This is a genomic window from uncultured Traorella sp. (assembly GCF_944327115.1).
Taxonomy (GTDB): Bacteria; Bacillota_I; Bacilli_A; order Erysipelotrichales; family Erysipelotrichaceae; genus Traorella.
Window position 1 is genome coordinate 1 of sequence record NZ_CALVGS010000132.1, and the last position, 21032, is coordinate 21032.

19 protein-coding genes are annotated in these 21032 nt (G+C 40.6%); 3 read left to right on the forward strand and 16 right to left on the reverse strand.

What is annotated here, in order from left to right; genetic code table 11:
* Positions 1 to 331: 331 nt before the first annotated feature.
* The 8 genes from nagB to polA all read right to left on the reverse strand — a co-directional run bounded on the left by nagB (position 332) and on the right by polA (position 9698).
* Positions 332 to 1054: a glucosamine-6-phosphate deaminase gene (gene nagB, locus Q0K35_RS11205; protein ID WP_294562950.1), complete on the reverse strand. Its 723-nt coding sequence runs from the start codon at positions 1052 to 1054 to the stop codon at positions 332 to 334.
* A gap of 145 nt (positions 1055 to 1199) precedes the next feature.
* On the reverse strand, positions 1200 to 2615 hold the full coding sequence (gene pyk / locus Q0K35_RS11210) for a pyruvate kinase (protein WP_294562951.1): 1416 nt from the start codon (positions 2613 to 2615) through the stop codon (positions 1200 to 1202).
* Positions 2616 to 2633: 18 nt separating this feature from the next.
* The gene (pfkA, locus tag Q0K35_RS11215) at positions 2634 to 3596 is read right to left on the reverse strand and encodes a 6-phosphofructokinase (RefSeq protein WP_294562952.1); all 963 of its coding nucleotides are present in this window, start codon (positions 3594 to 3596) and stop codon (positions 2634 to 2636) included.
* Between the two features lie 59 nt (positions 3597 to 3655).
* Positions 3656 to 4564 (reverse strand): ATP-binding protein, encoded by a 909-nt coding sequence (locus Q0K35_RS11220; protein ID WP_294562953.1) that lies wholly within the window; start codon positions 4562 to 4564, stop codon positions 3656 to 3658.
* On the reverse strand, positions 4564 to 5727 hold the full coding sequence (locus Q0K35_RS11225; RefSeq protein ID WP_294562954.1) for a DnaD domain protein: 1164 nt from the start codon (positions 5725 to 5727) through the stop codon (positions 4564 to 4566). Before Q0K35_RS11225 ends, Q0K35_RS11220 begins: the two co-directional genes overlap by 1 nt.
* Entirely contained in the window at positions 5720 to 6331 is a 612-nt protein-coding gene (gene coaE / locus Q0K35_RS11230; protein ID WP_294562955.1) for a dephospho-CoA kinase, read from the reverse strand. Before coaE ends, Q0K35_RS11225 begins: the two co-directional genes overlap by 8 nt.
* On the reverse strand, positions 6292 to 7119 hold the full coding sequence (mutM, locus tag Q0K35_RS11235; protein WP_294562956.1) for a DNA-formamidopyrimidine glycosylase: 828 nt from the start codon (positions 7117 to 7119) through the stop codon (positions 6292 to 6294). The genes coaE and mutM overlap by 40 nt, the downstream gene beginning before the upstream one ends.
* Positions 7119 to 9698, reverse strand: a complete 2580-nt coding sequence (gene polA, locus Q0K35_RS11240) for a DNA polymerase I (RefSeq protein ID WP_294562957.1) — start codon at positions 9696 to 9698, stop codon at positions 7119 to 7121. The genes mutM and polA overlap by 1 nt, the downstream gene beginning before the upstream one ends.
* Before the next feature lie 110 nt (positions 9699 to 9808).
* Here polA and Q0K35_RS11245 point away from each other — a divergent pair, with 110 nt between their 5' ends.
* A complete protein-coding gene (locus tag Q0K35_RS11245) occupies positions 9809 to 11110 on the forward strand; it encodes an alpha-amylase family glycosyl hydrolase (RefSeq protein ID WP_294562958.1) in 1302 nt (433 codons plus the stop codon).
* Between the two features lie 62 nt (positions 11111 to 11172).
* Here Q0K35_RS11245 and Q0K35_RS11250 read toward each other — a convergent pair whose 3' ends face one another.
* From Q0K35_RS11250 to Q0K35_RS11285, 8 genes are all read right to left on the reverse strand, one after another.
* Positions 11173 to 12543: an MATE family efflux transporter gene (locus Q0K35_RS11250; protein ID WP_294562959.1), complete on the reverse strand. Its 1371-nt coding sequence runs from the start codon at positions 12541 to 12543 to the stop codon at positions 11173 to 11175.
* Positions 12540 to 13118, reverse strand: a complete 579-nt coding sequence (locus tag Q0K35_RS11255; protein WP_294562960.1) for a TetR/AcrR family transcriptional regulator — start codon at positions 13116 to 13118, stop codon at positions 12540 to 12542. The genes Q0K35_RS11250 and Q0K35_RS11255 overlap by 4 nt, the downstream gene beginning before the upstream one ends.
* A gap of 184 nt (positions 13119 to 13302) precedes the next feature.
* Complete coding sequence (locus tag Q0K35_RS11260) at positions 13303 to 14715, reverse strand: glycoside hydrolase family 1 protein (RefSeq protein ID WP_294562961.1); 1413 nt, start codon at positions 14713 to 14715, stop codon at positions 13303 to 13305.
* Complete coding sequence (locus Q0K35_RS11265) at positions 14706 to 15320, reverse strand: hypothetical protein (protein ID WP_294562962.1); 615 nt, start codon at positions 15318 to 15320, stop codon at positions 14706 to 14708. The genes Q0K35_RS11260 and Q0K35_RS11265 overlap by 10 nt, the downstream gene beginning before the upstream one ends.
* The gene (locus Q0K35_RS11270; RefSeq protein WP_294562963.1) at positions 15301 to 15648 is read right to left on the reverse strand and encodes a PTS lactose/cellobiose transporter subunit IIA; all 348 of its coding nucleotides are present in this window, start codon (positions 15646 to 15648) and stop codon (positions 15301 to 15303) included. The genes Q0K35_RS11265 and Q0K35_RS11270 overlap by 20 nt, the downstream gene beginning before the upstream one ends.
* A gap of 57 nt (positions 15649 to 15705) precedes the next feature.
* A complete protein-coding gene (locus Q0K35_RS11275; protein ID WP_294562964.1) occupies positions 15706 to 16989 on the reverse strand; it encodes a PTS transporter subunit EIIC in 1284 nt (427 codons plus the stop codon).
* A gap of 11 nt (positions 16990 to 17000) precedes the next feature.
* Positions 17001 to 17300 (reverse strand): PTS sugar transporter subunit IIB, encoded by a 300-nt coding sequence (locus Q0K35_RS11280; protein ID WP_294562965.1) that lies wholly within the window; start codon positions 17298 to 17300, stop codon positions 17001 to 17003.
* On the reverse strand, positions 17297 to 18697 hold the full coding sequence (locus Q0K35_RS11285; protein WP_294562966.1) for a glycoside hydrolase family 1 protein: 1401 nt from the start codon (positions 18695 to 18697) through the stop codon (positions 17297 to 17299). Before Q0K35_RS11285 ends, Q0K35_RS11280 begins: the two co-directional genes overlap by 4 nt.
* A gap of 140 nt (positions 18698 to 18837) precedes the next feature.
* Here Q0K35_RS11285 and Q0K35_RS11290 point away from each other — a divergent pair, with 140 nt between their 5' ends.
* Together Q0K35_RS11290 and Q0K35_RS11295 are read left to right on the forward strand one after the other, a co-directional pair.
* Positions 18838 to 20751 (forward strand): PTS sugar transporter subunit IIA, encoded by a 1914-nt coding sequence (locus Q0K35_RS11290; protein ID WP_294562967.1) that lies wholly within the window; start codon positions 18838 to 18840, stop codon positions 20749 to 20751.
* Positions 20752 to 20785: 34 nt separating this feature from the next.
* Positions 20786 to 21007 carry a hypothetical protein gene (locus Q0K35_RS11295; protein ID WP_294562968.1) on the forward strand — a complete coding sequence of 74 codons (222 nt, stop codon included), beginning with the start codon at positions 20786 to 20788 and terminating at the stop codon, positions 21005 to 21007.
* Positions 21008 to 21032: the final 25 nt, after the last annotated feature.

Consider the following 21032-nt stretch of genomic DNA (forward strand, 5'->3'; position numbering starts at 1 on the left):
CTGAATCACTTTCTCTATCTTTTCTTTCGCCTTTATTCTGATACTTCTGATTTTTATCTCTTTTCCAGATAAGATTTTATTAAAACAGCATTTCCTTTTTACTACACCCTGACTTCATAAGCAAAAGATAGTGAAATATATTATCTAGAAGAAATGAGAATTAGCACATTCATATTATATCATATTACACAACATATTGATACTATATATTTAAAATAATTATATAATTTATCATATCATGAATGTATTTTTTGTTATCTTTTGTATAAATCATAAATTTAAATATCTTAATATATAAAAGACTTATGATCGCTCATAAGCCTTTCAATATTTATTTTGTAAGCTTGCTGGCAGCAGCCTTATCCAGAATAACGACCACATCTTTGTGTGCCTGTAAAGCACTTGCCGGACAGCTTGTATCCCTTGGTCCTTCGATCATGGCCTTCACTGCATCAGCTTTGTTTTCGCCGGTAGCAATCAGCAAGACCTTGCTGGCCTTCATGATCGTCGCAATACCCATCGTAATGGCATGCGTAGGTACCTGATTGATATCATTATCAAAGAAACGAGCATTGTCTTTTCTTGTTCTTTCCTGAAGCTCAACGATATGCGTCGTTTCATCAAAAGATGTACCCGGTTCATTGAAACCGATATGTCCGTTACCACCGATTCCTAAAAGCTGGATATCGACCTGGACATGTTCCATGGCCTTTTCATAAGCATCGCAGTCTTCTTTCGTATCACCATAAGGCAGATGTACATTTTCTGCAGGAATGTCCAGACCGCTAAACAGATTCTTATTCATGAATGTATAATAGCTTTCCGGATGATTGCGATCAATACCTACATATTCATCCAGATTAAAGGTTGTAATGTTTTTATAAGATGTTCCGTTTTTCTTATGATCCTCGATCATATTCTTATACAATCCCAGCGGTGTTGATCCTGTTGCTAATCCTAAAACGGCATTAGGTTTATTGACAACAACTTCTTTCATGATCTTAAATGCTTCTAAGCTTGCTTCATCATAATTATCTTTTACAATTACTTTCATATTGTCTACCTCCATACTTTTAGGATAGCAAATAATTTGTCTGAATTACATGATTTTTTCTTAATTTTTTTAATTTAAAACAAAAAAATGTTTGATTTTGATTTTTTAATTCAAATTCAAACATATTTTTTTGTTTACTTTTGTTTTATCGTACTTCAATGATTTTCAACGTATTCGTAGCACCTGTACCCTGTGGATAACCGGCAACCAGAATGATCGTCTCTCCGATCTTGATACCATGCTCCTTGGCAATACGACGAGCTAATTCACACTCATTCAGCTGTGTATTCTGAACATCGCTTAAATAAGTTGTAACGCCCCACTGCAATGCCAGGCTTCTTTCAACATCTTTTTCAAAGCATACGGCAATGATCGGTGATTTCGTACGGTATTTAGAAATACGCTTAACCGAATTTCCACTGCTTGTAAAGCAGATGATAGCGGCTGCTTCCAGTGATAAAGCTGAATCAGCTGCAGCGATACCGATCGCATCTTCAATCGTCTTTCTGGAAGTAGAAATAGCCTTTTCTAATCTTTCACGATAAGGAAGGATCTCTTCCATTGCTGTTGAGATACGTACCATCGTATTTACAGCTTCCAACGGATAACTTCCGATTGCACTTTCACCTGAAAGCATGATCGCATCCGTACCATCCAAAACGGCATTCGCAACATCGCTTGCTTCAGCACGTGTTGAACGCGGATTATTCTGCATGCTCTCTAACATATGAGTAGCTGTGATGACCGGTTTACCGTATTCATTGGCACGCTTGATCATCATCTTCTGATAGATAGGAACCAATTCAACAGAAACGTCAACACCTAGATCACCTCTGGCAACCATGATACCATCGGCAACATTTAAGATATCATCTAAATTGTCATAGCCTTCCTGGTTTTCAATCTTGGCAATGATCTGAATACGATCATTTCCTTCTTCCTGAAGGATCTTACGAATATCCAGGATATCCTGTTTTCTTCTTGTAAAGCTTGCGGCAATGAAATCAAGATTCTGACGGCAGGCAAAACGAATATCACTTTCATCCTTCTTAGAGATAAAAGGCATCGAAAGCTTCACGCCCGGAACATTACATCCCTTACGGTTTTTGATCACACCCGGATTTTCAACACGGCATACCAGTTCATCCGGATGCTTTTCAAGAATTGTCAGACGAACCTTACCGTCATCGATCAGGATCGTTCCACCCTCTTCAACATCATCAAATACTTCCGGACACTGAATCTGGAATCTTTCTTTTGTTCCTTCAATTTCCTCTTTGCAAAGTGTTACGATATCACCCTTTGCATATGTTTCCTGTCCATTTTTAAATACTCCTGTACGGATTTCCGGTCCCTTTGTATCCAAAAGAATTGAAAACTTCAGTCCCGTTTCCTTTGCAACCTTACGAATACGGTTGATACGAACTAAATGCTCTTCATGTGTTTCATGTGAAAAATTCAGACGGCAAACATCCATTCCTGTCTGTGCCATCTTTATCAGCATTTCTTCTGATTCCGTAGCAGGTCCAATCGTACAAACAATCTTTGTTTTTCTTTCCATATTTTTGTTTTCTCCTCACTAAACAAGTCGGTCGAAAAGCTGCTGCAACTTCTTTCTGCTCGAACGAGGAATATCCAAAGCCTCTTCAATAGGAACAGAGATAATCTGATTATCCTTGATTCCCACACATTGTCCTCCGATTCCCTGAATCAGAAGCTCAACGGCTTTTTCCCCCATACGGCTGGCTAATACACGATCCTGCGGCGTAGGACTTCCGCCCCGCTGCACATGGCCGAGTACCGTCGCCCTTCCCGAGAAGCCCGTATTCAAGGATACCTTTTTCGCAAAAGCATCCACATCCGTGATCTTCTCTGAAATGATGACAATTGCATGACGCTTTTTCTTTATGACATCAAATTCCTTTAATCTTTCAAGAACTTCCGTTTCCTCAAATCCCGTCTGTGCAGTTACGACGATTTCCGCCCCACAGGCAATACCGGCCCACAAAGCTAAATCTCCGCAGCGGTTGCCCATCACTTCAACGACACTGCAGCGATGATGAGAGCTGGAAGTATCTCGCAGCTTATCGACAGCTTCAACAACAGTATGTAAGGCTGTATCAAAGCCAATCGTAAAATCAGTGCTAGGGATATCATTATCGATCGTTCCCGGGAGTCCGATACAGTTGATTCCCGCCTGACTTAAAGCCAGTGCTCCACGATAAGAACCATCTCCACCAATGACGACAAGAGCCTCGATCCCTCTTTTATTCAACTGGTGGATACCTGCGCTTTGAACCTTTTCGTCTTTAAACTCGGGCAAACGGGCCGAACCCAGTATCGTACCACCACGGTCAATGATATCCGACACATCTGAACGTGTCAATGGCTCGATATACCCTTCAACAAGTCCCCGATATCCGTCATAGATGCCGTAGACTTCAATATTGGCGCTATTGGCAACACGTACGACCGCACGTATTGCTGCATTCATTCCCGGAGCATCGCCTCCGGAAGTAAGAACCCCGATCCGCTTTACCATATCTTCATCTCCTTAGCACGTTGCTATTTTACCATTATTTTCATCTATTTACTAGCGAATTACAAGCGACGATTCACACCTTTCAGGTTTTTTTCAGCTGAAACCGCTTTAATCCTCTCCATGAGCCGATTGGCCTTGATCCTATCTATATTGCCTCTGGAATCAATACTAAAATGTTCTTCCAATTCATCAAAACTGTAATTGCTGGTGAAATACGTTTTCATATTTTTCTCCATCCGCTCATTCAATAAAGGCATCAAGATCTCATCCCTGCTCCACGCACTGATACTTTCACCGCCAATATCATCAAGGAACAATACATCACACTTTTTCAAGATATTCAAAGTATTTTCGACCATACCATTCACCGTAAAACCATTCTTAAGATCACTGATCAGCGTCGGTGAATTGACAAAGGCAACGCTTTTTCCTTTTTTCACATACAGATTTGCCATACAATTCATCAAAAACGTCTTGCCGATCCCCGGCTTGCCATGCAAATAAATTCCCTTTCTTTCATGCTCGCTCGCCATCAGAAGCTTGCTTACCTCCAAAAGCTCCTTTGAATCACTGCGCTTGATATCAAGCATCGAAAACTCTCTGAGCTTCATCTCATTATTTCCATGGAAAAGACGATAATTCTTCAGATACTGACTTTTTTCTTCCTCTTTCTTCAAATACCGGCACTTGCTGTAAACCTGCGTTAAAAAGCCATCATCCATAACGATCTCAAACGTTTTCCCATGATCGAAACGGCACTCTTCAAGGCCCTGGCAGCCTGCACAGACCTTCTTATTCTCTGCCCATTGCTTCAGCTTGGCGGAATGCTCCCTGATAAAGCTCTCATCCAAATCATTCTCTTTGAGAAAATGTAAGACATCTTCATCATGCAGACAATAAGCAATATTTTCCTGTCGTGTCTTTTCCTGCTGTTCATTCAATTGAATATTCCACTTGACCTCTTCCATTACTTCTCCAATTCCTCCAGCATCTTCTTAAATTCCGCAATTTCTTCCTCACTGGCTGCCTCATAATCCTCTTCTTCCTGCATATACCACTGCGGCAGCTTTCGTTCAGCCTTCTTTTTAGTGATTGTTTTCCTTTCTTTAGGACGGCAGGCCTCAAAGGCCTTTTCAGCTGAATCAACCTCATTTCTGACCCATGTACCGGCAATCTTTTCTACATAGTTCTTATCCAGACGATTGTCATTTTGGTTTAAGATATGCTCGATCATGATATTGATGACCTCATCCTTTAGTTTAAACTGCTGACTCAGATTTTCAAGCAACCGTGCATCTGCATTGCTTGGCATGACACCATTTTGCTTTTTCTGAAGGAAACGTACGGGATTGATATCATATTCATTTTCATTTTCCTTTTGCAGCGGCAAATATTTCTTACGTACCAGTTCTTTAAATCGCAAAGGATTAAACTGCATCGTCTTACTGGGCGTTGCCTGACCGACAAAGGTAATCATATCATCGATCGCTACATGATAATAGCTTCCCATCTCCTCGATCACACTTAAATTTTCCTTATTTCGCTGATCGTTGGGGAAGATGAGCCGGCTGCATTTCTTTAAGAAACGAGCCATATCAAATCCACCCTTTTTATCCTGCCGCTGAATCCGGTAAACCTGAAACTCGTTTTCCTCCTTCATCGAATAATCACTCATATCCGAAGCCTGAAACGGCTTGCTGATATCCTCATAACCTTCCAGTGAAAGCGTAGGATCCTTAAAACATAAAAGCGCAAACTGATAGGCCTTTGACCCCATCTTCATCAGATAATACCGTCCTAAGACCTCATGATTCAAAAACTTAAAGCCTCGTTTGATCGGCCGCAGCTGGATGATCAGACTTTTCTCATCCGCACTTTGATACGTTCTTATAAGCATGAAGCGTTCCAGCTCTTCCCTGGCCTGTGTCAGCTCCAAAGGTGTACAATGCAGCGTTTCACAGAAAAAACGTGCATTTTTGATCCTGCCATGGCTCTCTAAGATTGCGCTCATCAACAGATAAAACTGATAAGAAAGAGGCTTCATCAAAGGCGCATAAAGAATCGCAAAGCTTGCCAGTTCTTCCGAATCGATCGATTTGATCTGTTCGATCTGATACTTGATCTCACTCATGGCTGCTCCTTTCCAGAAGGTCATCAACCTTTTGATATAAGCTCTTGAGATCGTCATTATTCTCAATGATCACTCGGGCTCTTTTCTTCTTATCCTCAACGCTCATCTGAGCCTGGATACGTGCAAGCGTTGTCTTTTCATCCATCTGGCGATATCTTTGACATCTCTCTATCAGCTTTTTCTCATCCGCAACGATCAGCCAGTCACAATCAAAATACTTTTCCCATCCCAATTCATATAATAAAGGAACCTCCACGAATGCAGTTTCATTTAAAGTTTCCCTGATTTGTTTTAAACGTCGCAAGATCAAAGGATGCATGATGCCCTCCAGCTTTTTTCGCTCATGCTCATTTGAAAATACAAGACTTGCCACTTTCTTTCGATCAAGCTCCATGTCTTTATTTAATATTTCATGACCAAACGCTTCGACCATGCGCTCATAGCCCTCTTCACCCTTTCTTTGTAAAGAGGCATTGATCGCATCACAATCATAAACAGCATAGCCCTTCTCTTTCAAATAAGCAAGCACGCTGGACTTTCCGCTGGCCATCGTACCACTGATCGCTATCCACGCCTTCTTTTTTTCTTCTGACATCTTACACATCGATAGGTTCCCCTTCCATCACATATATATTTTTCGACAGGTCCGTGACAAACCTGACAGGTTTTCTGTGCATGTACCTTTAATTTCAGCTGAAAAAGGCCATTCACCCCCAAAGAGCTCGTATAAGAACGGATCGTCGTACCACCACTGGCAATCGCTCCCTTTAAGATCCTTTGCGTATGAAAGACGATATTTTCAAAATCTTTCTTGGAAAGATCATAGACCCGGCTCACCGGATCCAGTCCGCATGAAAAACAGATCTCATCGGCATAGATATTACCGATGCCCGCTAAAAAGCTCTGATCCAGCAGCATCTTTTTCAAATGAATCTTTTTCATATGCCACTTCTTATATAAATCAAGCGGATCGACGCTTTCATCAATCGCATCTTTTCCCAAATTCTTTGATTGCAGGTAATATTCCACCTGATCATTGTCAATGACCTTCATGCGGCCAAATTTACGAGTATCGTGATACTGCAGATACTTTCCGTTATCCAGCTTAAAGATTACATGCACATGCTTATCATAAGGCTTTTCATCCTCTAAGATATAAAATTTTCCTTCCATGCGGAGATGCACGATCAAAGTGACATCCTCACATCTAAAAAGTAAATATTTTCCGTATCGATCATATTTAATGATCCTTTGATGACAGATACGTTTAAATTCATCCAATTCCTGATCCACGATCTTCCGCCACAAAACATTCACATCCTCAATGACCCTGCTTTGCAGCTGTGCCTCTAAGGTAGCGCGGACCGTTTCAACTTCCGGTAATTCAGGCATTACTTCGCCTCATACCAGTTATGAGAAACACTTGCCTCGGCCTTTAAAGGAACAGACAGTTCCATGGCATGTTCCATCTCATAACTTACAAGCTTCTTCATGAGTTCAACCTCATCCTGTGGCACATCAAAGATCAGTTCATCATGAATCTGCAGGATCATCTTCGATTTACATCCCTTTTCTTCCATTTTCTGATGAATATTATTCATGGCTACCTTGATCAAATCAGCACTGCTGCCCTGAATCGGGGCATTCATCGCCGCACGCTTGCCAAACTCACGTACCATATAATTCTTATCATGGATTTCAGGAATATAACGCTTACGATTAAACAAGGTCGTCACATAACCCTTTTGTTCGCATTCCTCAACACACTGATTCATAAATTTCTGAATATTCGGATATGTTTCAAAATAACGATCGATAAAATCCTTTGCTTCTTTCGGTGAGATATTCAACTGCTCACTTAACCCAAAGGCACTCATTCCATAAACGATCCCAAAGTTGACCGCCTTCGCCTGACGGCGCATCAGCGACGTCACTTCTTCCTTCTTCACATGAAAAATATGCATCGCCGTTTCCGTATGGATATCCGCATTATGCTTAAACGCATCGATCATTTTATCCACATGGGCCATATGGGCCAGCATTCGCAATTCGATCTGTGAATAATCAGCACTCACCAATACACAACCCTCACTGGCAACAAAGGCCTTACGGATTTCCTTGCCATCCTCATCACGTACGCTGATATTCTGTAAATTCGGATCACTGCTTGAAAGCCGTCCGGTCGTCGTCAGACACTGATGGAAGGTCGTATGGATCTTGCCATCGCTTTGAATATGTTTGACAAGTCCTACCGCATAGGTTGAATACAGCTTCTGATATTTACGCTGCTTCAGGATCTCATCAATGATCGGATGCTGGAAGCGCAGCTTTTCTAACACATCAACCGCCGTACTACGCTTCTTTCCGGCCTTCAAGCCCAGTTCATCATACAAGACGACCGCTAACTGCTTCGGCGAATTGACATTAAATTCATGTCCTGCCAACTCATAAATATGCTTCGTACATTCATCGATCTTAACAAGATTTTTCTTAGCGATCTCATCAAGGATGCCCTGATCGACACAGACCCCGTTCTTCTCCATTTCAAATAAGACATAGGACAATGGCATCTCAATATCCTTAAACAAGCTTTCACAGCCGTTCTTCACCAGATCCTCTTTCAGCTGAGCACCTGTTTCATAAAGATGTCCGCAAAAAGAGCACATATATTCATGACGGCTCGTTTCATCCGCCAATTTTATCTTGCTGCCTTTACCATAGATCTCATCAGGATTTTCCGTATCAAACTGGTATTTCTCAATAAAAGCCTCATAAGAATTAATATTATTATCGATCAAAAACGCAGCGATCATACAGTCAAAATCAATTTGGACACGGACACCTTCACGATCAAAAAGATGATAGAGCCTTTTCACATCATAAACATATTTAGAAGCGTTTCCCGCAAGAAAAGCTTTGGCATCCTCATCCTTCAAAAACTGATCCCATGGCATATATTCCACGATATGACCATCAGAAAAGGCAATACCATAAATATTGGCATGATCATATTCCTGCTGGTCGACATCCAAAGCAAGACTTACACCATCCTTCAGAATCGAAAAAGAATCGACCACCTCAAAACGACGTTCATTTTTTTCATGAACCTCCTCATCCTTTTTCACTTCCACAAGCAACGATTTCATCTCATACTTACGCAAAAATTCATTCTGTCCGGCATCATCGATCTGAAACAGACAATCCTCTAATGTCATATCCAGCTGTGCATCACGGACGATCGTTGCCAGATATAAGGACAGCTCAGCAGTTTCCTTGTTTTCAGTCAGCTTTTCCTTTAGCTTTCCCTTGATCTCATCAATATGCTCATAAACGCCCTCTACGCTTCCATAATTTTTCAAAAGCTGCAGGGCCGTCTTTTCTCCAACACCTTTGACTCCCGGTATATTATCGCTTGCATCCCCCATCAGACCCTTCAGATCAATGATCTGTGAAGGCGTCACCCCAAAGCTTTCCAGACACTCCTTTTCATCGACCAGATGCATCTCACTGATTCCTTTTTTCATCAATAAGACAGAGGTCGAATCATCGATCAGCTGTAAAAGATCCCGATCACTCGATAAAATAACGGTTTCATGATCAGAATACATCTTTGAAAGCGTACCGATGATATCATCAGCCTCAATGCCTTCCTGCTCATAACGAAAGATATGCGCACAATCCAGATATTCGCGGATGATCGGCATCTGTACGATCAGATCCTCATCCAATTCCTTTCTTGTTCCCTTATAAGCATCATAGGCCTGATGACGGAAGGTCGGCTTTCCTGCATCCCAAGCCACACAGACATACTGCGGCTGTAAAAGCTCGACCGCCTTTTTAAACATGCTGATAAAACCATAGACCGCATTGGTCGGGATTCCATTGGATGTTGTCATCCTTCTTACATATTTGCTTGCATAATACGCTCTAAAAAGCATTGCATTTCCATCTACCAATAATATTTTTGACATAAAAAACTCCTCGCTTTCATTTATTTTACCACAAAAGCGAACATAAAAACATTGCGATATAAAAACTTTCCAATGAAAACATATGGTATAATGAAAACGGAGGTATTTCTATGAATCATTGGACACAAAACGCTATCTTTTACCATATCTATCCCCTTGGCTTTTTCGGCTGTGAAAAGCATCAGACCTATCAAACCGTTCACCGCATCCGTCATCTTGAAGCATGGATCGATCATCTGCACTCCCTCCATGTCAACGCCTTATATATCGGACCTCTTTTTGCTTCCTCAAGCCATGGCTATGATACGATCGACTATAATCAAATCGATCCCCGTCTGGGAAACAATGAAGATTTTAAACAGCTTTGTCAAAAGCTGCATGAAAATCAGATCAAAATTGTCCTTGACGGTGTTTTTAACCATGTAGGACGAAACTTCTGGGCTTTTGAGGATGTCTGTGAGAAAAAATGGGAGTCACCTTATAAGGATTGGTTTTCAAATTTGCGTTTTGACGGTACCACCCCATACCACGATCCTTTCAGCTATGACAGCTGGGAAGGTCACTATGAGCTTGTCAAACTGAATTTATATAATCAAAATGTCTGTGATCACTTGCTTCAGGCCGTTAATATGTGGATCGATGAATTCGATATCGACGGTTTGCGCCTTGATGCAGCCAACTGTATTCCGCCACATTTTTTTAAACAATTAAAAAGTTTCACCCAGGCAAAGAAAAAAGATTTCTGGCTGATGGGTGAAGTGATCCATGGTGATTATAATCAATGGGCCAATGCGGAAATGCTTGACTCAGTGACAAATTATGAATGTTACAAAGGCATCTATTCTTCCCATAACACCAAAAATTATTTTGAAATTGCCTATGCTTATAATCGCCAGCACGGTGACTATGGCATCTATAAAAATCTCTATCTCTACAACTTTGTCGATAATCACGATGTCGATCGCATTGCCTCAGCCCTTCATGATCCGCGTGATCTGAAAAACGTCATGACCCTGCTTTATACGATGTGCGGCATCCCCAGCCTTTATTACGGCAGTGAATGGGGCATCACCGGCAAGCGTTCGAAAACCAGTGATGAGGCTTTGCGGCCAGAGGTTTGTCTTAGTGATATCAAACAAAATGATCTGCTCTTTCACATCCAGAAATTAGGAGAGATCAAACAAAACGAAGAAAGCTTTCATGACCTTCACTACAAGCAAATCTATCTGACCAATGAACAGTTCGTCTTTCAAAGAAATGACTGCTTCATCGCCCTCAACTGTGCCGATCATCCATCAGAAGTAAAAATCCCGGCAGGAAGCTATCACGATCTTTTAAATGATAAAATCATTCAAATACAAAACATGTTACATATTGAAGCACATGATAATATGATCTTAAAAAGAAGATGATAACATAAATATAAAGCTCCAATACCAAAACAAAAGCTTTTTTCTACCACTCATAATGAACGCTATACGATATTTCTATTCGATTTCTGATCTGATAATCTCTGCCAAAATGGAACAAATAAGACGACAGCCACTACCATGGCCCCTAAATCTGCAATCGGTGTTGCCCACACGATACCATTCACCCCCTTCAAATTATTCAAAAGAAACATAAATGGAATGTCCAATCCACCTTTGCGAAGCAAAGACAAAATCATCGGTTCTATCTTTTTCCCAACAGATTGAAATGAGGTGATTGTCAGCATCGTCACCGAAATACAAGGACCCGTGATACAGATGATCCGCTGAAACATTTGACCATAATACACTGTTTCTTCGTCGTTGATAAATGCTTTTACGATAGGGCTCGCACAGGTGAAAAGGAAAATTGATCCAATCAAAGCTACAATAAAACTAATGAGAAAATCTACTTTAAGAGCAGCTTTCATACGCTTATAATTTTTAGCAGCATAGTTATATCCAATTAAAGGCAGTGCCCCTTGGGACATACCGGTTGCAATGGCAAAAGAAAGCATATCCACTTTTTTTGCGACACCGATACCTGCTACTGCAGCATTTGAATAACCGGACATCAGCCGATTAATCGTAATATTGGACAAAACTCCCATCAATGTCATCAGACAGCTGGGAATTCCAACGAGCAAGACCTCTTTAGGTATGTTCTCTTTCCACGTATAGAATTTTGGATAGAAAGAAATATCAGTTGTATTTTCTTTACGAGAAAGAAGAAAAATAAAGTAAAATGTCGCAATTAGATTAGATACCATCGTAGCAATAGCAGCTCCGGCAATTTCCAATCCCAGCGGAAAAATAAAAACTGGATCCAAGATAATATTCAAACCGCCACCCAGAGCTACACCAAAACTTGCCTGAGCAGAATGCCCTTCTGCACGCACCAGATGTGCCAGCAACTGATTCAACACTGTCGGAACAGCACCTATGGTAATCGTCCAAAAGATGTATTGGCAACAAAAGTCATAAGTATCCGCATTTGCTCCCACAACAGGGAGTACGACAGAGCGCATCATCAATAACCCGATACCATAAAGCAAAGATACTACGACAGCCGTCCAAATACTGAATGCGGCCGCCCGCTTTGTTTTATCGTGGTCATTTGTTCCCAGACTGCGAGCAATTAAACTTGAGCCACCTATACCAAACAGATTTGCCAATCCTGTAAGAAAGACAAACATAGGCATACACAATGAAACTGCCGCCACCTGATTAGGATCTCCGATCTGGCCAATAAAAAATGTGTCCGCCATGTTATAAATGACAGTAATGATCTGGCTGATGACCGTAGGAACGACCAAAGAAAGCAGTGCACGTCCTACAGGGGTTTCTTGAAACAGAATTTCTTCCTTTGTTTTCATCGTTTCTCACCACCTGTTTGACACAGACCATTTGCGATACATTGCATGGCAATATAAAAGCTTTCGTCTTGGTCTATTGGAAAGTAGGAAAAGCCACCCGCCTGTTCATGAAAAGCAAATCCGCTCATCATCGCCCGAAGTACCCGCTGCCAGTGAAATTGCTGATTTTCTGTCAGCCCATAATCAGCAAGAACTTTTAAAAAAGGTGAAATGATCTCCCCGGCTTCCTGTTTCAAAACCAGGTCATTTTCTTTTGGAAAAGCCATTATTACCTGATAAAGCTGATAATGATTTCTCGCAAAACTGCGATATGCTTCAGCTAAGGCAAAAAGAGCCTCATTTTTCTTTTTCCCGGCAATCGCCTGATTTTCCAACTGTACCAGCTGATAAATGGCCTCTTCTTTCACAAGTTTCATCAGCTTATCTATGCTTTCCACATGATTATAGAGAGAAGCAGGTTTGATCTTTAACCGTTGAGCAAGCTTTCCCATTGAAAACTGAGAAACACCTTTTTCTTCAATTAAATCAACAGCTGCCTGAACAACACTTTCTTTACTCAATCCTTGTCTTGGCATATTATCACTCCTGACTCGTATCATTAGTTTTATGATAAAACTAATACTATTAGTTTGTCAAGAAAGATTAAATACAATACGGATATATGAATAAATCCATAAACAGACAACCATAGAAATAACCAATTTTTAAAAGTCGATACTATTCTTTCTAAATAAAAAGTGCAGAATATCTGCACCTTTCTTATTTAAACCATTGCTTGCGTTTGATTTTTTCACCATTGCTTTCAATGATCTCTTTATACCAGTAATAGCTGTCTTTAGGCTTACGTGCCAGATCATGTTCAAAATCAACGGCCACTAATCCATAACGCTTCTCACAGCCATTTTTCCATGAATACAGATCAAAGCTGCTCCATGCATAATAACCGCGAACATCTACGCCTTTATCAACTGCATTCATGATCGCATTGATATGATCATTCATAAAAGAAATACGATAATCATCATGAACACGTTCAACACTGACATCTTCTCGGACGCCGACACCGTTTTCGGTGATGAAGATTGGCAAATGATATTTACCATAGGCTTCGATCAGACCTTTTTCTAATCCTTGCGGATAAATTTCCGTTCCCCATTCCGTATAAATGGCATCAGGATTATCTGTAATCTGTTCAAACCAGCCTTTGATATTTACCGTATTTTTTACCTTACTGTTTTTTCCGGAATTATTGACCGTAAATGTCGTTTCACCATCCGTATAAGGTTTTACAAGGGTATGTGAATAATAATTCAAACCTAAAAACTGCACGGTATTTTCCTTGATGATCGGTAAATGCTCATCTTTGATAAAAGAGAGATCATATTTTTGTGACAATACGCATAAAAGATCAAATGGGATTTCTCCCTTGGCAGCCGTATCCAAGACCCAGTTATTGGAATAATTATCCGCAAAGCGCATGGCAATGCGTGTCTTTAACGTATCATCGATACCATTGACCGGTGAAAACGAATGGACGATACCGATCTGTCCCGGATAATGACCCTCTTTAAATTCTTTTACACCCAGTGCACTTGCATACATGATATGATAGGCAGCCGTGATCATCTCTTGCACATCATGATGACCCGGCGGATAATTGCCGACCAGATAACCGGAAGCAGTACACCACTTTGGTTCATTAAAGGTAACCCAATGATCAACCAGATCGCTGAAATTCTCAAAGCATACCTTTGCATAATGTTCATAAGCATAGCAGGTATCTTCATTGAGCCAGCCACCGAGATCTTCCCAATACTGTGGTAAGTCCCAGTGATACAAGGTGACAAACGGTATGATGTGATGATCCTTGCAGCACTGTAAAAGATTTCTATAAAAAGCAATGCCTTTCGGATTGATGTCACCTTCTCTGTTTTTAATGATCCGCGGCCATGAAAGTGATAGACGATAAGTATTCTGACCACCCTCAGCCATCATACGGATATCTTCTTCATAGCGGTGATAATGGTCCGATGCGACATCACCATTTTCATAATGTCCCTCATGGAGATAGCGATCCCACATGGATTCAGCCTTATCATCCACATTCCATGCACCTTCACACTGATAAGAAGCGGTTGCTGAACCCCACATAAAATCTTTTCTTAAAGCCATAGATTTCCTCCTACATTTTTTTCTAACCATTCATGAAATATCTCTACCAGTCGTCCGGCAAGCAAAAGGATCAGTAAAGATCCGATACCCGCTGTTCCTTTCAAAAGAATACCGGATATCAGAAATAAAAGATCAACGCCCCATCGAATGGTATGATAAGAAAAGCCTGTATATCTTTTCAGTCCAAAGATCACTCCATCATAAGAAGTATAGCCGCAATGCGGCAGCTGGCTTAAGGCAATGCCAAAGCAGTAAATACAGATACCGCCCAATAACCAAAGATAATCAAGCAGAAAAACTGACAGGTTATCCGAAAGGTGCAAAAGTCCAAAAGTATCAATGCCTACCGATACAAAGATCATTGCCAAAAGAGTCGCCATCGTTACATTCTTCTTATCTAAAAGACAGGCAATCACCAGCTGTACCAGTGAAATCAATAAATTCATCGTTCCAAAGCTGACATGCAGCCGCTGATACAATCCTAAAACCAGAACGGACATCGGATCGACACCGAGATCGGCATAATTACAAAGACCGATGCCAATGCCCATGATGAAAGATCCCAGTACAAAAATGACATATTTCTTAAGCTTTTCTTTGCTCATGAATCACAGCCTTTAATTCCTGAATTTCTTTTTCCATGGCAATCAGCTGTTTCGCTAAATCATTGATCAGGATCGCTGAGCTCAGATGATCCTGTGCATGTACCATAAGAATATCGACCTTGACTTCTTCACCACGGGACATCTTTGTTAATAGATCGGTCTGCATCTGATGGGCAATCGTAAGCTCCTCATTTGCTTCCTGAAGCTTGTTTTCAGCTAATTCATAATTTCCCTGATTCGCAGCACGGATCGCTTCCATGGCGCTTGATTTCGCATTTCCCGAATGCAAGATCAACGTAAACGATTCGACCTGTTTTTCATCTTCCATAATTTTCCTCCTATTCGAAGCCTTATCACATATAAGATAAGGCCCCCGATTTACGGTTTATTCTTCAGCCATATCCTCCGTCGCTTTTTCATGGGCCTTGAAGAATGGATAATAGATCAGCATATCAATAAGAATCAGCACGATGATCAAAATAACAGCCTTGAAATCTCCGGTAGCAAAATAAGATCCAAAGATCGACGGCATATTATAAGAAAGCATTGCATAAGTACGTCCGATGATATTGCTTGACATCAAAAGATAGCTGACCGTTACATTGACAACACTTGTCAGAATGCATGGTACGAATAAGATCGGATTCAACATGATCGGTAAACCAAAGGTAATCGGTTCAGAAATACCGAAGAATGCCGGTACAATTCCCAGTTTACCTACCGTTTTGATATCTTTTCTCTTGGATAACAGACAAAGGATACCTAATGCCAGGCAGTTGCCAAGTCCGCCAATGATACCAAAGTAGCACCAGAAAGATACGGTAAATACAGCAGGCAATGCTGTTCCGGCAGCCTTAGCAGCCGCATTCATCGACAAAGTACCATATTCGATCGGTGATAAGAAACCGTTCCAGATCGCATCATGGATACCGAAGAACCAGCCAAGATTCAATAAGATTGCGACAAGGATCGCGGTACCGATGTTATCTGTAGCTTCAATAGCCGGTGAAAGAACATTGATGATCGTATGTGCAAAGCCAACGCCCTGTGTCTTGTAACAAACGATAAAGAGCAATGAATCCACAGCCAAGATAATGATACAAGTAACAAGTGATCCAAAAGAAGTGGTCAGTGCAGGAGGGACGCTGTCCGGCATCTTGATCTCACCGACATGATGTTCTGTCAAGAAGCGATAAGCTTCTACGGTTGCAATAGATACAAAGATCGCAACCAGCATGCCCTTACCGTCAAAATAAGTCAATTGTCCCAATACATTTCCAAAAGATAATTCAACCGGTTCAGCTGTCAGCATCATAAAACCGGCAATGGCAATGACGATTGGCATAAATGGTGTAATTTCATAATGCTTGCACAGATAATAAGTGATACCGATGCACACATAGAAAGATAAGAACCCCAATGTCACCGTATTCAGCCAGCTCAAGATTACCGCATTTTCACTGGCAAAATTCGCCCATGCGATCATAAAGCCATTGGTTGTCCCTTCAACCGCCGGTGCTGAATTGATGACAGCGATGATACCTCCAAAGAAAATAGGCGGTAAGATCGTCATAAACGTATCCCTGATAGCCATTAAATGGCGCTGCTTGGCAATCTTGTTTGCAACCGGCAGCATCGTCTTTTCAAGCCAGTTAATAAATTTTTCCATACTCTTCTCCTTTACTTTTTACCTACGATGGAATCCACCTGCTGAAGGATCTTGGCGGCATTCATCCTTCCATATGCCAGTGGATCTATGCTTTCCACAGGAATCTTATTTCCTGTCTTAGCCTTGATATTGTCAATCAGATAGCGAACCTGCGGCCCCACTAAAATCACATCCGCATGATCGGCATGCTTTGCATACTCCTGTTCGCTGTAAGCTTCGACACAATATTTTCCTTCACCGAGCTCATTCATGCGTGCTTTCAGCAAAGACGTTGACATACCTGCATTGCACACTAATATTACGTTGATCATTTTTTTAAATCCTCCCAATTCTTTTTGATCTCATCACGATACCAGTAATAAGAATCCTTTGGTATCCGCTGACAATTATTTTCAAAATCTACCGCTACCAGTCCATAACGCTTTTCACAGCCGTTTTTCCATGAATATAAATCAAAAGGCGACCAGACAAAATAACCATTGACATCATATCCGTCTTCTTTTGCCTTCAACAGGCAGCGTACATGCTCTCTGATATAATCAATACGCTCACGATCATGAATACCTTCCTGATGAATATCCTCATACATACCTAAACCATTTTCCGTGATATACATCGGTACATGGTATTTGGAACATCTTTTGATCGCATCATACAATCCCTGCGGATAAATGACCATGCCCCATGGATTATGCGGCAATCGTTTCATCAGTTCATCATCGATCTCAAACCAGTCTTTTACGACAGTATGCAGATTTCCTTTATAATTTTTACCCTGGTTATTCACCTTGACGATCGTTTCACCACCCTGATACGGCATGACATACTGCGGTGAATAATAATTCAATCCGATAAAATCAACCGTATGATCATGTATGATCTTCAGTTCCTCTTTTTTCGCAAAAGACAGATCATATCCCTGATTTTTCAGCTTTTCGACCATATCACTTGGAAAAGCTCCTATGCATGCGGTTTCCACCTGCCAGTTGTTGCAGTAGTTATCCGCATTGCGGATAGCCTGGCGGCTGGCTTCATCATCCTGATCGGCATAGATCGTCTGATAAGAAGCGACCATACCGATCTCTCCTTCGATCTTCATTTCTTTAAATGCCTGAATAGCCAAGGAATTGGCAAGCATCACGTTGTAACAGCATTCGATGACCTCTTGAACCTGATTTACATGACATGGCGGATAATTCCCCGACATATAACCGCTGAAGATAAACCATTTTGGTTCATTAAAGGTTGACCAATATTTCACTCGGCCACGAAAGGCCTTAAAAAGAACCTCACAGTAATGCTTAAAAGCATAGGCAACATCCTTATTCAGCCATCCGCCTTCATCCTGCCAATACTGCGGCAAGTCCCAGTGATAACAGGTAACATAAGGCTCAATGCCATTTTTTAAACATTCATCGATCAGATCGCTGTAAAATGCAATTCCTTTTGGATTTACATCGCCCGCTTTATTCTTGATGACTCTTGGCCATGAGATTGAAAAGCGATAGGCATTTTGACCACCCTCAGCCATCATGCGAATATCTTCTTTATAGTGATGATAATGATCTGAGGCAATATCACCATTTTCCAGATCATTTTCATGAAGATACCGATCCCACATGGATTCTGCCTTATCATCGACATTCCATGCCCCTTCACATTGGTAGCTGGCTGTTGCCGATCCCCATAAAAATTTTCTTTCACTCATAAAAAACCTCCTTTCTTTTACATACCTATTATTTTATAAAAAAGAGAAGGAGGACTCACATCACATATTTCACACCACTGTGAAATTTTTATAATTAATTTTTAATAAAAGAGTTTAATATATATAGTGGGGTGATTTTGATGACAGAGCTGACACATCGACAATATAAGATATTATCTGCAATCTTACAGGCCAATACCCATATTACCTCGAATATCCTGCTCAGCTCATTATCCATTACCCGCAGAACACTGATCAATGATATAAAAAGCATCAATGCCAATGCTCAGCTGATCTTGTCTGACAACCGCGGCTATTTCATCAATAAAGAAAAGCAAAATGAAGCTGAAGATCTTTTAATGGGCTATCAGAATATCAAAGAAAACAATAATGAAATTTTAAAATATCTCTTGACCTCCAGAACAAAGATCAGACAGGATAAGCTCATTGAAAGATTCTATATCTCGGAAAGCTCTTTGCAGAAATATATCAGTGATATCAACGAAACCCTCAAAGACTATTCCTTACAGATCGTTCGTCAACATAATTGTTATATGATTGAAGGTAAAGAAGCAAACAAAAGAATGCTGCTGGCTAAGATGATCCATCAGGAAACAGAATCATTTTTTGATGATATGAATAATTTTTCTTCTTATTTTCCAAATATCGAAGTAGAAGAAGTAACGGAGAAAGTAATTGAAATCGTTGAAAAAGAAAATTATTATGTACCGAAATATTATGAATTGAATTTTCTTATCAATATTTTAGTAATCTTAAGCCGCAACCCCTTTATCAAAGAAATGCCTGATACACCCTCAAAAAGAAATCGAGAATTGGAAAGATTTCCGGAAATCAGAATTGCCCATGCGATCATTGATATGATGGCTTCTTCTTATATGATCCAATTCATCAATCCGACCCATGTCATTCAGGAATTGGATATGTGCTTATATGGCTTTATACAGCCAAAGGGAAATCGTTATGAAACGCCGGTGGCTCATTTTCTGTCAGACAGCTTTGTCAATAAGATAAGGAAGCTTCTTAAAGAAGTATTTGATTATTATTATCTGACTTCGATCGATTATGAAAGCTTTTTGAATGTTTTCTGTATCCATGTCAACGAGCTGATACGTCGCTGTTCCTATTCCCAGAATTTTACACCGACCAATGTTTCCCTTAAGCATACAAGTCCTTATATCTATGAAATAGCTGTCAGTATCGCATCAAAGATCTCTAATATCTTTAATATTCAGATTCCCGCAAGTGAGATCAATCTGATTGCCATTCATATCGGTTATGCTATCGAACAGGCTGTTTCGGATGCTGCGATCGCACCGATCGTGATCATTGCGGAAAATTATCGTAACATAGGCTCGACGATTGCGCAAAAGCTGACGACCATGTTGAAGGAAAAAGTACAGATCATGGGCTTTTATCACCGTATCAGCGATATCCCGTATCGTAATTTTAAAGATTATTTTGTGATTTCTACCGTACAGTTTACAGAAAAACATTCCAAGATCTGTTATATCTCACCTTTTTGTACGGATGCGGATATGCAGAAGATCTCGGAAGGTATCCATGATTATTTAGAGAAAAGATCACGTGAGGAATTTTCACACATGTTTGATCGTTATATTTCTGATGACTGCTTCTTTTCAGTAAATGAAAAGATGGATAAGTATCAGGCCATTCGTTATCTGGTCGATCACGCCTATGGGCATGGCGATGTCAATGAAAACTTTTATGAGCAGGTACTTGAAAGAGAAAGAAGCTCCAGTACCTCTTTCTATGGGAAATTTGCGATTCCACATTCCAATATTCAAAATGCCAATACGACCAAACTGTATATCATGGTCAATCATGAAGGCGTTATTTGGAATCATGAAAAGATCCATCTCATCTTTCTGATCCTGATCAATCATGAGGCTGCCAGGGATTTCAGAAAATTGTATGAAGGAATTACCGAGGCTTTATATAGAAGCAATACGATTTTTGAAAATATTGATAAGATTCAGAATATGAATGATCTGAAGAGATATCTGTTAAGTTAGCTGAAACGGCTGATGCCGAGAAAGGAAGGATAACATGAAAATTAAAGTAGGCACGACAAAAATTGATGATGTGATCCAGGCACTGGACAAACAGACACAGGATGGGATCACCTTTACCTATACCGGTGTAAAAAGAGGTATCAATGCAGAGTTTGACTGCGACAGTGATGATTTTGCACAAGCCAAGGCTGCCGCTAAAAAGATCATCAAATCACATGAAGAATTTGCTGCCTTATTTATCAGCATAAACAAATAAAAGAGTCCGTCACGGACTCTTTTGC

Excerpts from the sequence above, each read along its gene's own strand:
- nagB (WP_294562950.1), bottom strand. The coding sequence starts at position 1,054 with ATGAAAGTAATTGTAAAAGATAATTATGATGAAGCAAGCTTAGAAGCA.
- pyk (WP_294562951.1), bottom strand. The coding sequence starts at position 2,615 with ATGGAAAGAAAAACAAAGATTGTTTGTACGATTGGACCTGCTACGGAA.
- pfkA (WP_294562952.1), bottom strand. The coding sequence starts at position 3,596 with ATGGTAAAGCGGATCGGGGTTCTTACTTCCGGAGGCGATGCTCCGGGA.
- Q0K35_RS11220 (WP_294562953.1), bottom strand. The coding sequence starts at position 4,564 with ATGGAAGAGGTCAAGTGGAATATTCAATTGAATGAACAGCAGGAAAAG.
- Q0K35_RS11225 (WP_294562954.1), bottom strand. The coding sequence starts at position 5,727 with ATGAGTGAGATCAAGTATCAGATCGAACAGATCAAATCGATCGATTCG.
- coaE (WP_294562955.1), bottom strand. The coding sequence starts at position 6,331 with ATGTGTAAGATGTCAGAAGAAAAAAAGAAGGCGTGGATAGCGATCAGT.
- mutM (WP_294562956.1), bottom strand. The coding sequence starts at position 7,119 with ATGCCTGAATTACCGGAAGTTGAAACGGTCCGCGCTACCTTAGAGGCA.
- polA (WP_294562957.1), bottom strand. The coding sequence starts at position 9,698 with ATGTCAAAAATATTATTGGTAGATGGAAATGCAATGCTTTTTAGAGCG.
- Q0K35_RS11245 (WP_294562958.1), top strand. The coding sequence starts at position 9,809 with ATGAATCATTGGACACAAAACGCTATCTTTTACCATATCTATCCCCTT.
- Q0K35_RS11250 (WP_294562959.1), bottom strand. The coding sequence starts at position 12,543 with ATGAAAACAAAGGAAGAAATTCTGTTTCAAGAAACCCCTGTAGGACGT.
- Q0K35_RS11255 (WP_294562960.1), bottom strand. The coding sequence starts at position 13,118 with ATGCCAAGACAAGGATTGAGTAAAGAAAGTGTTGTTCAGGCAGCTGTT.
- Q0K35_RS11260 (WP_294562961.1), bottom strand. The coding sequence starts at position 14,715 with ATGGCTTTAAGAAAAGATTTTATGTGGGGTTCAGCAACCGCTTCTTAT.
- Q0K35_RS11265 (WP_294562962.1), bottom strand. The coding sequence starts at position 15,320 with ATGAGCAAAGAAAAGCTTAAGAAATATGTCATTTTTGTACTGGGATCT.
- Q0K35_RS11270 (WP_294562963.1), bottom strand. The coding sequence starts at position 15,648 with ATGGAAGATGAAAAACAGGTCGAATCGTTTACGTTGATCTTGCATTCG.
- Q0K35_RS11275 (WP_294562964.1), bottom strand. The coding sequence starts at position 16,989 with ATGGAAAAATTTATTAACTGGCTTGAAAAGACGATGCTGCCGGTTGCA.
- Q0K35_RS11280 (WP_294562965.1), bottom strand. The coding sequence starts at position 17,300 with ATGATCAACGTAATATTAGTGTGCAATGCAGGTATGTCAACGTCTTTG.
- Q0K35_RS11285 (WP_294562966.1), bottom strand. The coding sequence starts at position 18,697 with ATGAGTGAAAGAAAATTTTTATGGGGATCGGCAACAGCCAGCTACCAA.
- Q0K35_RS11290 (WP_294562967.1), top strand. The coding sequence starts at position 18,838 with ATGACAGAGCTGACACATCGACAATATAAGATATTATCTGCAATCTTA.
- Q0K35_RS11295 (WP_294562968.1), top strand. The coding sequence starts at position 20,786 with ATGAAAATTAAAGTAGGCACGACAAAAATTGATGATGTGATCCAGGCA.